Annotated in this window: 14 protein-coding genes; 7 read left to right on the top strand and 7 right to left on the bottom strand. The window is 65.8% G+C overall.

Annotation, left to right across the window (positions count from 1 at the left end; genetic code table 11):
• Positions 1–1,370 (top strand): hybrid sensor histidine kinase/response regulator (locus PMI42_RS26825; protein ID WP_008139964.1); only part of this gene is annotated, 1,370 nt, incomplete at its 5' end.
• 148 nt (positions 1,371–1,518) lie between these two features.
• On the opposite strand, the gene PMI42_RS26820 is transcribed toward PMI42_RS26825, so the two are convergent.
• Positions 1,519–2,190 carry a response regulator transcription factor gene (locus tag PMI42_RS26820; protein WP_035966729.1) on the bottom strand — a complete coding sequence of 224 codons (672 nt, stop codon included), beginning with the start codon at positions 2,188–2,190 and terminating at the stop codon, positions 1,519–1,521.
• Between the two features lie 302 nt (positions 2,191–2,492).
• Here PMI42_RS26820 and PMI42_RS26815 point away from each other — a divergent pair, with 302 nt between their 5' ends.
• Positions 2,493–4,178 (top strand): MFS transporter, encoded by a 1,686-nt coding sequence (locus tag PMI42_RS26815; protein WP_008139957.1) that lies wholly within the window; start codon positions 2,493–2,495, stop codon positions 4,176–4,178.
• 62 nt (positions 4,179–4,240) lie between these two features.
• Here PMI42_RS26815 and PMI42_RS26810 read toward each other — a convergent pair whose 3' ends face one another.
• Both PMI42_RS26810 and PMI42_RS26805 read right to left on the bottom strand, forming a co-directional pair.
• Positions 4,241–4,717, bottom strand: a complete 477-nt coding sequence (locus PMI42_RS26810; RefSeq protein ID WP_008139955.1) for a secondary thiamine-phosphate synthase enzyme YjbQ — start codon at positions 4,715–4,717, stop codon at positions 4,241–4,243.
• A 102-nt stretch (positions 4,718–4,819) separates the two neighbouring features.
• Positions 4,820–5,332, bottom strand: coding sequence for a hypothetical protein (locus PMI42_RS26805; protein ID WP_008139953.1), 513 nt, complete (start codon positions 5,330–5,332; stop codon positions 4,820–4,822).
• 359 nt (positions 5,333–5,691) lie between these two features.
• Between PMI42_RS26805 and PMI42_RS39410 the strand changes: the two genes are divergently transcribed.
• From PMI42_RS39410 to PMI42_RS26780, 5 genes are all read left to right on the top strand, one after another.
• The gene (locus PMI42_RS39410; RefSeq protein WP_035966716.1) at positions 5,692–6,066 is read left to right on the top strand and encodes an AtpZ/AtpI family protein; all 375 of its coding nucleotides are present in this window, start codon (positions 5,692–5,694) and stop codon (positions 6,064–6,066) included.
• Between the two features lie 111 nt (positions 6,067–6,177).
• Positions 6,178–6,927, top strand: coding sequence for a F0F1 ATP synthase subunit A (locus PMI42_RS26795; RefSeq protein WP_008139948.1), 750 nt, complete (start codon positions 6,178–6,180; stop codon positions 6,925–6,927).
• Positions 6,928–6,980: 53 nt separating this feature from the next.
• Positions 6,981–7,211, top strand: a complete 231-nt coding sequence (locus tag PMI42_RS26790; protein WP_007599451.1) for a F0F1 ATP synthase subunit C — start codon at positions 6,981–6,983, stop codon at positions 7,209–7,211.
• A gap of 60 nt (positions 7,212–7,271) precedes the next feature.
• A complete protein-coding gene (locus tag PMI42_RS26785; protein ID WP_008139941.1) occupies positions 7,272–7,835 on the top strand; it encodes a F0F1 ATP synthase subunit B in 564 nt (187 codons plus the stop codon).
• Between the two features lie 5 nt (positions 7,836–7,840).
• Positions 7,841–8,326, top strand: coding sequence for a F0F1 ATP synthase subunit B family protein (locus tag PMI42_RS26780; protein WP_008139939.1), 486 nt, complete (start codon positions 7,841–7,843; stop codon positions 8,324–8,326).
• Positions 8,327–8,525: 199 nt separating this feature from the next.
• Here PMI42_RS26780 and PMI42_RS26775 read toward each other — a convergent pair whose 3' ends face one another.
• The 4 genes from PMI42_RS26775 to thrC all read right to left on the bottom strand — a co-directional run bounded on the left by PMI42_RS26775 (position 8,526) and on the right by thrC (position 12,639).
• Positions 8,526–9,179 (bottom strand): hypothetical protein, encoded by a 654-nt coding sequence (locus tag PMI42_RS26775; RefSeq protein WP_035966714.1) that lies wholly within the window; start codon positions 9,177–9,179, stop codon positions 8,526–8,528.
• A 128-nt stretch (positions 9,180–9,307) separates the two neighbouring features.
• A complete protein-coding gene (locus PMI42_RS26770) occupies positions 9,308–9,895 on the bottom strand; it encodes a GNAT family N-acetyltransferase (protein WP_008139934.1) in 588 nt (195 codons plus the stop codon).
• A 39-nt stretch (positions 9,896–9,934) separates the two neighbouring features.
• On the bottom strand, positions 9,935–11,224 hold the full coding sequence (locus PMI42_RS26765) for a M16 family metallopeptidase (RefSeq protein WP_008139931.1): 1,290 nt from the start codon (positions 11,222–11,224) through the stop codon (positions 9,935–9,937).
• A complete protein-coding gene (gene thrC, locus PMI42_RS26760; protein ID WP_008139929.1) occupies positions 11,221–12,639 on the bottom strand; it encodes a threonine synthase in 1,419 nt (472 codons plus the stop codon). Before thrC ends, PMI42_RS26765 begins: the two co-directional genes overlap by 4 nt.
• Positions 12,640–12,658: the final 19 nt, after the last annotated feature.

Below are 12,658 nucleotides of genomic sequence, written 5' to 3'. Positions count from 1 at the left end.
GGCTCGCCGCCTATACCACCGACAGCGAGCCCTATCTCGAACGCCTGCCGGAACGCCACATGGTGATCGAGGTGCTCACCAACCGCATGCCCGGCAGCGGCTTCGTCATCACCTTCACCGACGTCACGCCCACCTTCGAGGCGGCCGAAGCGCTGGAACGCGCCAATGCCACGCTGGAAAAGCGCGTGCGCGACCGCACCGAGGAACTGACCCGGCTGAACTCCGAGCTGGCGCTGGCCAAGAGCGCCGCGGAAGATGCCAGCATCTCCAAGACACGCTTCCTCGCGGCCGCCAGCCACGACATCCTCCAGCCGCTGAACGCCGCGCGGCTCTATGTCACGAGCCTGGTCGAGCGCCAGCACAGCGGCGAGGAGACGCGGCTGGTCGAGAACATCGACGAATCGCTCCAGGCGATCGAGGAGATCCTCGGCGCGCTGCTCGACATCTCCCGGCTCGATGCAGGCGCGATGGCGACCTCGATCTCGAGCTTCAAGATGGCCGATCTGATGCGCTCGCTCGAGATCGAGTTCGCGCCGATCGCGCGCGCCAAGGGCCTCGAGCTCGCCTTCGTGCCCTGCTCGCTGCCGGTCGAGTCCGATCGGCTGCTGCTGCGGCGCCTGCTTCAGAACCTGATCTCCAACGCGATCAAATACACGCCGCGCGGCCGCGTGCTGGTCGGCTGCCGCCGCCAGGGCCCCTCGCTCAAGATCTGCGTCTACGACACCGGCGTCGGCATCCCCATCGTCAAGCGCGGCGAGATCTTCAAGGAATTCCACCGTCTCGAGCAGGGTGCGCGAATCGCACGCGGGCTGGGGCTGGGGCTCTCGATCGTCGAGCGGCTGGCGCGCGTGCTCAACCACGGCATCGCCATCGACGCCAACGCGACCCGCGGCTCGGTCTTCTCGGTGACCGTGCCGACGGCGAAGGCGATCACCCTCACCGCCGCCGTCACCAGCGCGACGCCGCTGGCGCGCACGCCGATCGCGGGCGCGCTGATCGTCTGCATCGAGAATGACGCCGCGATCCTGGACGGCATGCGCACGCTGTTGAAGGCCTGGGACGCGGAGGTGATCGCGGTCGCCGATCCCGAAGCCGCGATCGCCGCGATCGAAGCCGCCGGCAAACGCGTCACCGGCCTGCTGGTCGACTATCACCTCGACCGCGGCAACGGCATCGCCGCGATCCGCGACATCCGCCGCCGCTTCGGCGACGCCATCCCCGCGATCCTGATCACCGCCGATCGCAGCCCCGCCGTGCAGCTGGCCGCGCGCGATGAGAAGATCGCGGTCCTGAACAAGCCGGTGAAGCCGGCCTCGCTCCGCGCCCTGCTCGGACAGTGGCGCACGCAGCAGATGGTGGCTGCGGAGTAGCGCGTCTCCACGAGCGTCATTGCGGGCAAGAGGTGACATCGTCATTCGACGCAGGATCTCGTAGCCCGCATGGAGCAAAGCGGAATGCGGGGACAACGCCCCGGATTGCGCTGCGCTCCATCCGGGCTACCGCGCTACGACGCGTCGCCTACCCCGTCGGCGTGCCCTGCTTCCACTGGCCGCCAGATATTCTCGCGGCCGCGATCACCGCCTGGGTCCGGCTCTCGACGCCGAGCTTTTGCAGGATCGCCGAAACATGCGCCTTGATGGTGGCTTCGGAGACGCCGAGCTCGTAGGCGATCTGCTTGTTGAGCAGTCCTTCCGACAGCATCATCAGGACCCGGACCTGCTGCGGCGTCAGCGTCACCAGGCGGTCGCGCAGGCGCGTCATGTCGGGATCGGTGGCGGCCGACAGGTCGGTGTCGGCGGGAACCCAGACGTCGCCTTCCATCACCTTGAGGATGGCGTCGCGCAGCGTCTCGACGCCGAAACGCTTCGGGATGAAACCGGAGGCACCGAAATCGAGTGAGCGGCGGATCGTGGCGCTGTCGTCGGAAGCCGAGACGATCACCACCGGGATCGCCGGATATTGCGCGCGCAGATAGATCAGGCCGGAAAAGCCCGAGATCCCGGGCATCGAGAGGTCGAGCAGGATCAGGTCGACCTCGGAGGTCTGTTCCAGCAATTTGGTCAGATCCTCGAACGATCCGGCCTCGTCGATCCTGGCCGAGGTCAGGACGCTCGCCACCGCCTGCCGCAGCGCGTCGCGGAACAGGGGATGATCATCGGCAATGACGAGATGGGTCGAAGGAGCGCTCATCGTTCTCTTGCTGTCGTTGGCGACCTGCCGCGAGTCGGTGCCGCGGCGGGTCAATTCTTCCCCGAGCGGCCGTGGCATGCAAGTGCACATTATCCCTTTGCGGGAAAGGGGTTAATCCGCAACCTTCACGGCTGTGCACCGTCGCCCGATACCGCACCCGTCAGCTGCGCGTCAGTGCGCAAAGCCGAAAGTCGTATTGGGGCCGGTTTCACGCCGATGTTACCTTGCGGGCAAGACCCAGATTGATCCGGACTCTCCGGACGTCCGGGACGCGAGGAAACGATATTCGGGGAGTTTGAACTATGACAATGGCAGCGGCCGCCGACGGCGTCAGGGCGCGCGGAATGACCGGCGAGGAGAAGAAGGTCATCTTCGCATCTTCACTGGGTACCGTGTTCGAATGGTACGATTTCTATCTGTACGGCTGGACCGCAGCCCAGATCGGCAAGGCGTTCTATTCCGCATTCGACGCCAACACGCAGTTCATCTTCGCGCTGTTGACCTTCTCGGCGGGCTTCCTGGTTCGCCCCCTCGGCGCGCTGGTGTTCGGCCGGGTCGGCGATCTCGTCGGCCGCAAATACACCTTCCTCGTCACCATCACCATCATGGGCATGTCGACCTTCCTGGTCGGCCTGACGCCGGGCTACCAGACGATCGGCTGGCTCGCGCCGACGATCCTCATCGGCCTGCGTCTTCTGCAAGGTCTTGCCCTCGGCGGCGAATACGGCGGTGCAGCCACTTACGTGGCCGAGCATGCGCCGCAAGGCCGCCGCGGCTTCTATACGTCCTGGATTCAGACCACCGCGACCATTGGCTTGTTCATGTCGCTGCTCGTGGTCTACATCGTCCGCAACAGCATGAGCCCCGAGGCATTCGCCGATTCCGGCCTCTCGGGCGGCTGGCGCTATCCCTATCTGCTGTCGATCGTGCTGCTCGGCATCTCGATCTGGATCCGCATGCAGCTGTCCGAATCACCGCTGTTCCAGAAAATGAAGGACGAAGGCAAGGGCTCCAAGGCGCCCCTGTCGGAAGCGTTCGGCAACTGGCAGAACGGAAAATACGCGCTGATCGCCCTGCTCGGCCTCACCGCGGGCCAGGCCGTGATCTGGTACGGCGGCCAGTTCTACGCACGTATCTTCCTCGTCAACACGCTCAAGGTGCCGGCGAACTCCGCTGACATCGCGCTCATCATCGCACTGGCCATTGCGACCGTCGGCTTCCTGTTCTTCGGCTGGCTGTCCGACAAGATCGGCCGCAAGCCGATCATCATGGCCGGCTGTCTGCTCGGCGCGTTGACCTATCATTTCGCCTTCAGCCTGCTGACCTCGGCCGCCAACCCGGCGCTCGAGAAGGCGCTGGCCAGTGCTCCGGTGACCGTCGTCGCCGATCCGAAGGACTGCAACGTGCTGTTCGACCCGGTCGGCGGCAGGGTGTTCACCAGCTCCTGCGACGTCGCCCGCAACGCGCTGATCGCCTCGTCGGTGAACTTCAAGCTGGAGCCTGCCGCAGCCGGCAGCGTTGCCAAGGTCGTGGTCGGCAGCAAGTCGTTCGACTCGGTGAGCGGCAATGGTGTCGATCCCAAGGCCTTCGCGGCCGCCCGCACCGCATTCACGGGCGCCGTGACGGCGGCGGTCGGCGAAGCAGGCTACCCGGTCAAGGGGGCCGATCCGGCCGCGATCAACATGCCGATGCTGATCCTCGTCCTGACCTACCTCGCGATCCTCGTGACCATGGTGTACGGCCCGATCGCGGCTGCTCTCGTCGAGCTGTTCCCGACGCGGATCCGTTACACCTCGATGTCGCTGCCCTATCACATCGGCAACGGCTGGTTCGGTGGCTTGCTGCCGCCGATTGCGGTCGCGCTGGTCGCCGCGACGGGCAACATCTACGCAGGTCTCTGGTACCCGATTGCGATCGCGTCGATGACCTTCATCGTCGGCCTGATCTTCGTGCCCGAGACCAAGGACGTCGACATCACCAAGACCTGACGCGCAAGCGCTACGTCGCTGCAACCGGCCGCGGAGCGATCCGCGGCCGGTTTGCTTTTGGTTCATTGGCTGCCGATGAATTGCAGCACGACCTCGCGCCGATGCGGCCGGGTACGATGCTCGATCAGATAGATCGCCTGCCAGGTGCCGAGCGCGAGCGCGCCACCCAGCACCGGCACCTGGAGCGATGTCCCCGTCAGCATGGTCTTGACGTGCGCCGGCATGTCGTCCGGACCCTCGGTGTCGTGGGTCCAGCCTGCATCTTCATCGTCCGGCGCGAGCCGCGCCAGCACCGTGGTGAGATCGACCAGCACGGAAGGGTCGGCATTCTCCTGGATTGTCAGTGACGCCGAGGTATGACGGATGAACAGCGTGAGCGCGCCGTCCCGGGCATGAACGTCGGCGATGAACCGCGCGGCCTCGGCGGTGAGGTCGCTGAAGCCGGGCCCCGGCGTCTGCACGGTGAGCAGCGACGATGCGACCGTGGTGGCCTGCACTGACGATGGTGCCGAGCGCGTCACAGATTTGGCTGACGTCATGACAGGTCCCTCAATTCGGAAAGCCGCCGCAGGCTGGGCAAAGCGACTTGTCCGCAGTAGCTCGAAGAGCGAAGGCGGAAGCGTGCCCACCCATCTCGTGCACTAGATCCTTCCCGACACGTCCTTCTGCACGCGGTTGGCCATGTCGATCAGGCGACGCCAGGCCTTTTCGAGGAATGACATCACGCGGTCGACGTCCTGGTCGCTCGGCAGCGGGATCTCGATCTTGCGGTCGCCCTCGGCGACCTTTGGCTCGGCCTTCTTGAGCGGGTCGGATTTCGGCATCGGCTCGTCGATCTTGCCCGATACGGTCGGCCCCGCCGCGAGCTGTCCCTTCAGCTTCTCGACCTCCCCCTGGAGACGGCCGATCTCGGCGTCGAGCGCGGTCCGTTCATCGGGCACGGCATAGCAAGCCCAGCCAGTGCCGTTCCTGGAGCAGGTCGACACCGTGCCGGTGCGGGTATCGAGCCGCAGCACGCCCTCGGGGATCGGCGTCATGCTGTAGCGGCCGTTTTCGCTGTCGGGGGCCGATTGCGCGGCGCCGCTGGTGGCCATCACCGCGGCAAGCGCCGCTGCCGCAAGCCATGATGCTATGGATGATGTCGCTGGTCTCATCACACTCTCCGCCACGACACGCAGGTGGCGCTCTCCGGATTTTACACCCGACCGGGACAATCCGCCGCCAAAAACGCCCGCCTGAAATCAACGATCCCGATGGGCCGTTTGATCCCGCCAGACGGGCAAAATGGCGGCGGCATTCGCCGATCCCGCAGGGAGCTGCTGCGGTGCGGCGTCACGCTGTGTGCAGCGCTGCCGCGCGCGTCGATATTGTCAAATAAATCAGTTACATAACAGAAAGCGACGCAATCGTGACTTGGCTTGACTTGATTATAGGCCATCAGTATGGTCCGCGCGGCTTTTGAGGGTGGCGGGCGTAATTTCCATTCAGCCGCGGCGTTTCGGGTCTTCGTTGCATGACACAGGGCACGGGACACGGCGGGAATGGAGATCGCGATAGATCGTCCGAGGAAGCTGCGCTTTCCGAACGGCTCGGAAATCTTGATCAACGGTTGTCCGAGTTTCGTGACCGCCACGTCAAGACCGAGCAACCCGCAGGTGACGGTGAGGACAGAGCGGCCAGAGCCTCGGCAATGGCGCTTGGTTTCCGGTTATCCTCCGAGTTGGTCGCCGGTGTCGCTGTCGGAGCGGGGATTGGCTGGGGGTTCGACCGCTTGCTGTCGACGTCGCCTTTCGGATTTATCGTGTTCCTGCTGCTTGGCTTCGTCGCCGGCGTGGTGAATGTGGTGAGGACGGCGGGCGCGGGTCAGAACAGGCGCGGTGGTTCTTAAGCGATCCACACAGGAGAGGAATGATCGTGCCGGCTTCGCCGGTACGGGCCGGCCCGGCCGGCAGACCGAGACCCGCCGGCATCGCCCGGCAGACCAAGAGATGCCGCGCTGATGAAAATCGATCCGATCCACCAGTTCAACATCGAGCCTCTCTTCACCCTGGGCCATATCGGCAATCAGACGATCGCCTTCACCAATTCGTCGCTCTACATGCTGGTGGCGGTTGCGATCATCTCGCTGCTGATGCTTGCCAGCGGCACCCAGCTGGTTCCCGGGCGCCTCCAGTCGGTCGCCGAGATCTCCTACGAATTCGTCGCCTCGACCATCCGTTCGACGGCCGGCGCGGAAGGCATGAAGTTCTTCCCGCTGATCTTCTCGCTGTTCATGTTCATCTGCGTCTCGAACCTGGTCGGCATCATCCCCTACACCTTCACGATCTCGAGCCACCTGATCGTCACCGCAGCGCTCGCGCTGCTGGTGTTCTTCACGGTCCTGATCTACGGCGTTGCCAAGAACGGCCTGAAGTTCTTCTCGATCTTCGTGCCCCACGGTGTTCCCGGCTACATCCTGCCGCTGGTGATGTTCATCGAGATCCTGTCGTTCTTCCTGCGGCCGGTCTCCCACAGCGTCCGTCTGTTCGCCAACATGCTGGCCGGCCACATCGCGCTGAAGGTGTTCGCGGGCTTCGTTGCCATGCTCGGCTTCTCGCTCGGGGCGCTGGGCTGGGTCGGCGGCGTGCTGCCGCTCGCGCTCACGGTCGCGCTGTACGCTCTTGAGATTCTGGTCGCGTTCCTCCAGGCCTACGTGTTCGCGATCCTGACCTGCATCTACCTCAACGACGCCATTCATCCGGGACACTGAGCGGTCCGGGGAATTTCCACCCAAAACCCAATCTTTCTTCCAAGGAGTCTAAAATGGATCCGGCAGCAGCAAAACTTATCGGCGCGGGCATCGCATGCATCGGCATGGGCGGCGCGGGCGTCGGCGTCGGCGTGATCTTCGGCAACTACCTCGCCGCAGCCGTCCGCAACCCGTCGGCCGCTCAGGGCCAGTTCGGCAACCTGATCTTCGGCTTCGCCGTGACCGAAGCGCTCGGCATTTTCTCGCTGCTGATCGCGCTGCTGCTGCTGTTCGTTCCGCTCTGAGGACGAAGTTTCGCGCCGCTTCAACCGAAGCGGCGCGCATGACGGCAACAGGAGTAATCCATGGCTGAAAGTCATGGCGGGGCGAAAAGTCCGGCGGCGGGCGCCCACACCGAGGCCGAAGGCGGTCACGGTGGCGGTTTTCCGCCGTTCGAGAGCAGCACCTATGCTTCGCAGCTGGTGTGGCTCGCGATTTTCTTCGTCGCGCTTTACGTGATCGTGTCCAAGCTCGCTCTGCCGAAGGTCGGCGGCGCGATCGAGGCGCGTCAGAACAAGATCGAGGGCGACCTCGCCGAGGCGCAGACGCTGAAGGACCAGTCCGACGCGGCGCTGAAGGCCTATGAAAGCGAGCTCGCTTCGGCGCGCACGCGGGCGCAGGCGATCGGCAACGAATCCCGCGACAAGGCGAATGCGCAGGCGGACGCCGAGCGCAAGGCGCTGGAAGAGCAGTTGGCGGCCAAGCTCGCCGGGGCGGAGAAGACCATCGCCTCGACCCGCGCGGCTGCCATGAGCAACGTCCGCGGCATCGCGGCCGAAGCGGCAGGCCAGATCGTACAGCAGCTCACCGGCGTCGTTCCGGATGCCGCGTCGGTCAACGCCGCCGTTGATGCGTCCTTGAAGGGTTAGTCGATATGTTCTTCGATCCTGAAACCTGGGTCGCCATCGCCTTCGTGATCCTGATGGTCGTGTTCGGCTATCTCGGGGTCTTCAAGAAGGCGATGGTTGCGCTCGACCATCGCGCCGACCGCATCAAGGCTGAGCTCGACGACGCGACCCGCCTCAAGCAGGAAGCCGCCAAGGTGCTCGCCGACTACAAGGCTCGCACCGCCTCGGCCGAACGCGAGGCCGCCGACATCATCGCCAACGCCAGGAGCGAAGCCGAGCGTATCGCGACCGAAGCCAAGGCAAAGGTGGAAGATTTCGTCGCCCGCCGGACCAAGACCGCGGAGAGCAAGATCGCGCTCGCCGAAGCCCAGGCGCTGGCCGATGTCCGCGCCGCAGCCGCGGAAGCCGCCGTCCAGGCCGCCTCCACGATCCTGTCGCAATCGGTCAAGGGCAGTGTCGCCGACGATCTGCTGGCCAAGGGCATCACCGAGGTTCGCCAGAAGCTGAACTGAGGGTTTTCGCCTCACCAATCAAAAAGCCGGCGCGATCAGCGCCGGCTTTTTTGTTTGGCTGAAAGACTCGCGTGTCCCGGACGCGGCGCGGCATGAAATGACGCGACGCAGAGCCGGGACCCACGTATCCGCAGCTCCTGGGCCCCGGTTCTGCGTCGCACCGCTACGCGCTGCGCCGCGTCCGGAGCACGAGACCGACCTACTTCTTCTTCCCCTTCGCCTTCGGCTCCGGCGCGAGCGCCTGCGGGTCGAAACCGACATAGAAGACGTAGGTATCGGCGACCGCGGCCGATGGCGCCGGATAGGACAGATCCTCGGCAACGAAGGTGAAGGGCACGCTGCCGCCCTCCTGCATCCCGACCGTGGTCCGGTAGGCCTTCGAGGCGATCACCTTCTCGCCGACGCCGCCTTGCACCACGGCGACGCGGAGGGGCACTTCGACCGTGGACGGCGCGCCGGCGGGACCGGCGATAACACGGCCCTGGATCCCGATCCGGGCCGTGATGCCTTCGGCGCTGCGGGCGCATTCGCGCGCCATCTTGGTGATCGTGGCCTGGAAGCGGATCTCATTGCCGACGGCTGGCTTTCCGGTCGCGCCAACCGCATAGGTCGAGGCCCCCGCGCGCACCGTGACTTGCGGACAATCGAGGTCGTCTTCGGCCGGCTGCCCGGGCACAGGCGGCGGCTTGGGCTGCGCCGGTTCGTCGGATTTGCCGCCGAACAGGCCCTTGAAGCGGTCGGTCAGCGACTGCGCCGAGACCGGCGAGACGGCCGCGAGCGACACCGAGAGCGCCAGTACGATCACCGGACCCTGCCGCAGCACATTCCGCAATGATCGAAGCTCCTTCACCATCAACGCCCATACTCCATGACCACATCCCGGCCGATCGCCGGCCGGCCTAGCGCGTTATATCGCCAAAATCGGCGAACCCAAGGCAAGCAAATAAGGCAGGACAGCCTGGGCCGCGCGAAGCGGTCGGCTCAGCCGCGGAAATCCTCATGCAGCAGGCCGAACAGCAGATGGTCCTGCCAGACCCCGTTGATGCAGAGATAGCGGCGGGCCAGCCCCTCGCGGGAGAAGCCGCACTTCTCCAGCACCCGGATCGACGGCGCATTGGTGGGGATGCAGGCGGCCTCGACCCGGTGCAGATTGAGCTCGCCGAACAGCGTCGGCAGCAGCACCCGCAGCGCCGCCGTCATGTAGCCGCGATGGGCATGGGGCTTGCCGACCCAGTAGCCGATGGTGCCGGCCTGCACGATGCCGCGGCGGACGTTGGCGAGCGTGATGCCGCCGACCATGGCGCCGTCGAGCTCGCGGAAGATCAGAAAGGGATAGGAGCGGTCCGCGGCGATGTCCTCGGAATAGCGCCGCAGGCGGCGGCGGAAGCCGGATCGGGTCAGATCGTCCGAGGGCCAGATCGGCTCCCAGGGCGTCAGGTAATCGCGGCTGGACTCGCGCAGATGCGCCCATTGCAAGAAGTCCGACATCTGCGGCGCGCGCAGCAGGAGCCCGTTGCCGCGCGGCGCGAGGGCGGCGGGTCCACTGGATGGCAGGCGAAAGAGGGCCATGGTGATGCTTCCCGGGGCAGATCGGCCCGTGCGCGGCTCCTAATGCAACCGCGCCTTGGCACGTGCCCGGGTCAATCCTTCCGCAAAAGACACCGCCGTGTCCAGACCCCTGCCACTACCCAATGCGACAACCGCAGGGCGGCTCCGCGAAAGCAGCGCACGCGCCGCATCCCGGGTCGATTCGACGCTGACGGCGTCGATCCGGGCGACCAGCTCCTCCACCGTCTGCGGCCGGCCATAGGCCAGCACGTGCCGGGCGAGCTGCTCGGCGCGGGACGAGCAGCTCTCCAGCGCCATCAGCAGGCCCGCCTTCATCTGCGCCTTGGCGCGCGCAATCTCGGCTTCGGTCAGGGTCTCGACCGAATCATTCATGATGTCGACCACGACTTCCATCATCTCCGGCGCGTCGGCCGGATCGGTGCCGGTGTAGAGGCCGAAGAAGCCGGTGTCGGTGTAGGGCGCGTGGAACGAGTAGATGGAGTAGCAGAGGCCGCGCTTCTCGCGGACCTCCTGGAACAGCCGCGACGACATTCCGCCGCCGAGGATGTTGGTGAAGACCTGGAGCGAGAACAGCGACAGATCGCTCTGCGGCACGCCTTCCAGCGCCAGCGTCAGATGCGCCTGCTCGAGCTCGCGATGCACCACCTTGGTGCCGCCCTTGCCGAACATGGCGGATTGCGGCTTCGGGCCCGGCGTGCCCTCGAAACTCGCAAAGCGCTTCTCGGCCTCGGCGACGACCTGCTCGTGGTCGACCGCGCCGGCCGCCGCCACCACCATGTCGGGCCCGCGATAATGCGTCGACAGATAATCGCGCAGCATGTCGCGGTTGAAGGCGCGCAAGGTCTTGGCCGTGCCGAGCAGCGAGCGGCCCATCGGCTGGTCGGGATAGCAGAGCTCGTTGAGATGCTCGAACACGACGTCGTCGGGCGTATCCTGCGCGGCGCCGATCTCCTGCACGATGACGTTCTTCTCGCGCTCGAGCTCGTCGGGCTCGAAGGCGGGATTGGCCAGGATGTCGGCGAGCACGTCGAGCGCGAGCGGCACGTCGGCCTTCAGCACCCGCGCGTAATAGGATGTGGTCTCGGTCGAGGTGCCGGCATTGAGGTCGCCGCCAACCGCCTCGATCTCCTCGACGATCTCGCGCGAGGAGCGCTTCGTGGTACCCTTGAACGCCATGTGCTCAAGCAGGTGCGAGATGCCGTGCTCGTTTGGCTTCTCGTCGCGCCCGCCGACGCCGGCCCAGACGCCAAGCGCTGCGGTCTCGAGATGCGGCATCTTGTCGGTGACGACGGTCAGGCCGGACGCAAGCTTGGAAATCTCGACGCTCATCCGGCAACTCCCTGTTTCGCGGCGCGGCTGACCGACAGCACGAACCGCTCGATCTCGCCCTGATCGTTCTTCATCACCTTCATGTGTTCGGATTTGGTCATGAGACCATCGAGCCATGCCGGCAATTGCGGCCGCTGGCCGCAGGCGGCCTCGACGGCGTCGGGGAATTTGGCGGGATGCGCGGTCGAGAGCACGATGCTGGGCACCGTGGTGTCGGTGGTGTCGCGGTCGGCGACCGCGAGCGCCACCGCGGTATGGGGATCGACCAGCTCGCCAGCCTCGCGCCAGGCGGCGCGGATCGCAGCCGCGGTCTCGGTCTCGTCGGCGCGCCCGGCGTCGAACTCCTCGCGGATCGCGGCGAGCGTCGCGTCGGGCAGCACGAAGCGCCCGGACTGCTTCAGGGAGTCCATCAGACGGCGCACGCCCGCCGCATCGCGCTTGCCGGCCTCGAACAGCAGCCGCTCGAAATTCGAGGAGATCTGGATGTCCATCGACGGCGACGCGGTGGCATGCACCTCGCGCACCTCGTAGATGCCGCTCTTCAGCGTGCGGGCGAGGATGTCGTTGACGTTGGCGGCGATGCGCAGCGTGCGCACCGGCAGCCCCATGCGCTTGGCGACATAGCCGGCAAAGATGTCGCCGAAATTACCGGTCGGCACCACGAAATCCACCGCGCGCGCCGGCGCACCGGCGGCAACGGCGGAGGTGAAATAGTAGACCACCTGGGCGACGATGCGCGCCCAGTTGATGGAGTTGACGCCGGAGAGCGAGGTCGCATCGCGGAAGCGATGGTTGTTGAACATGCCCTTCACGAGCGCCTGGCAGTCGTCGAAATTGCCTTCGATGGCGAGCGCGTGGACATTGGCTGCGCCCGTCGTCGTCATCATGCGCCGCTGCACGTCCGAGATGCGGCCGTGCGGAAACAGCACGATCAGATCGACATTTTCGAGCCCGGCAAACGCATCGACTGCCGCGCCGCCGGTATCGCCCGACGTCGCGACCACGATGGTGGTGCGCTGGCCGCGCTTGGCGAGCACGTGGTCCATCAGCCGCGAGATCAGCTGCATCGCCACGTCCTTGAAGGCGAGCGTCGGACCGTGGAACAGCTCCAGCACGAACTGGTGCGGCGACATCTGGCGCAGCGGCACCACCGCGGGATGGCGGAAGGTGGCATAGGCCTCGTTGGCCATGCGGCCGAGCTCGGCGTCCGAAATCTCGCCGCCGGCGAAGGGACGGATCACGTCGACGGCGACTTCCCAATAGGGGCGGCCGAAGAAGCCGGCGATGGTCTCGGCCGAAAGCTGCGGCCATGTTGCCGGCACATACAGGCCGCCGTCACGGGCGAGCCCGGTCAGCATCACGTCGCAGAAACCGAGTTCAGGGGCCTCGCCCCGGGTGGAGATATAACGAGTCAAACTGCCCTCCAAAGGCCGG

This window comes from Bradyrhizobium sp. YR681, assembly GCF_000282615.1.
Taxonomy (GTDB): domain Bacteria; phylum Pseudomonadota; class Alphaproteobacteria; order Rhizobiales; family Xanthobacteraceae; genus Bradyrhizobium.
Note: the sequence above shows the minus strand (reverse complement) of the source record. Positions and strands in the feature narration are given on the sequence as shown.

What these genes read in the sequence shown, in the direction of transcription:
- PMI42_RS26820 (WP_035966729.1), bottom strand. Translation starts at nt 2,190, where the DNA reads ATGAGCGCTCCTTCGACCCATCTCGTCATTGCCGATGATCATCCCCTG.
- PMI42_RS26815 (WP_008139957.1), top strand. Translation starts at nt 2,493, where the DNA reads ATGACAATGGCAGCGGCCGCCGACGGCGTCAGGGCGCGCGGAATGACC.
- PMI42_RS26810 (WP_008139955.1), bottom strand. Translation starts at nt 4,717, where the DNA reads ATGACGTCAGCCAAATCTGTGACGCGCTCGGCACCATCGTCAGTGCAG.
- PMI42_RS26805 (WP_008139953.1), bottom strand. Translation starts at nt 5,332, where the DNA reads ATGAGACCAGCGACATCATCCATAGCATCATGGCTTGCGGCAGCGGCG.
- PMI42_RS39410 (WP_035966716.1), top strand. Translation starts at nt 5,692, where the DNA reads ATGACACAGGGCACGGGACACGGCGGGAATGGAGATCGCGATAGATCG.
- PMI42_RS26795 (WP_008139948.1), top strand. Translation starts at nt 6,178, where the DNA reads ATGAAAATCGATCCGATCCACCAGTTCAACATCGAGCCTCTCTTCACC.
- PMI42_RS26790 (WP_007599451.1), top strand. Translation starts at nt 6,981, where the DNA reads ATGGATCCGGCAGCAGCAAAACTTATCGGCGCGGGCATCGCATGCATC.
- PMI42_RS26785 (WP_008139941.1), top strand. Translation starts at nt 7,272, where the DNA reads ATGGCTGAAAGTCATGGCGGGGCGAAAAGTCCGGCGGCGGGCGCCCAC.
- PMI42_RS26780 (WP_008139939.1), top strand. Translation starts at nt 7,841, where the DNA reads ATGTTCTTCGATCCTGAAACCTGGGTCGCCATCGCCTTCGTGATCCTG.
- PMI42_RS26775 (WP_035966714.1), bottom strand. Translation starts at nt 9,179, where the DNA reads ATGGTGAAGGAGCTTCGATCATTGCGGAATGTGCTGCGGCAGGGTCCG.
- PMI42_RS26770 (WP_008139934.1), bottom strand. Translation starts at nt 9,895, where the DNA reads ATGGCCCTCTTTCGCCTGCCATCCAGTGGACCCGCCGCCCTCGCGCCG.
- PMI42_RS26765 (WP_008139931.1), bottom strand. Translation starts at nt 11,224, where the DNA reads ATGAGCGTCGAGATTTCCAAGCTTGCGTCCGGCCTGACCGTCGTCACC.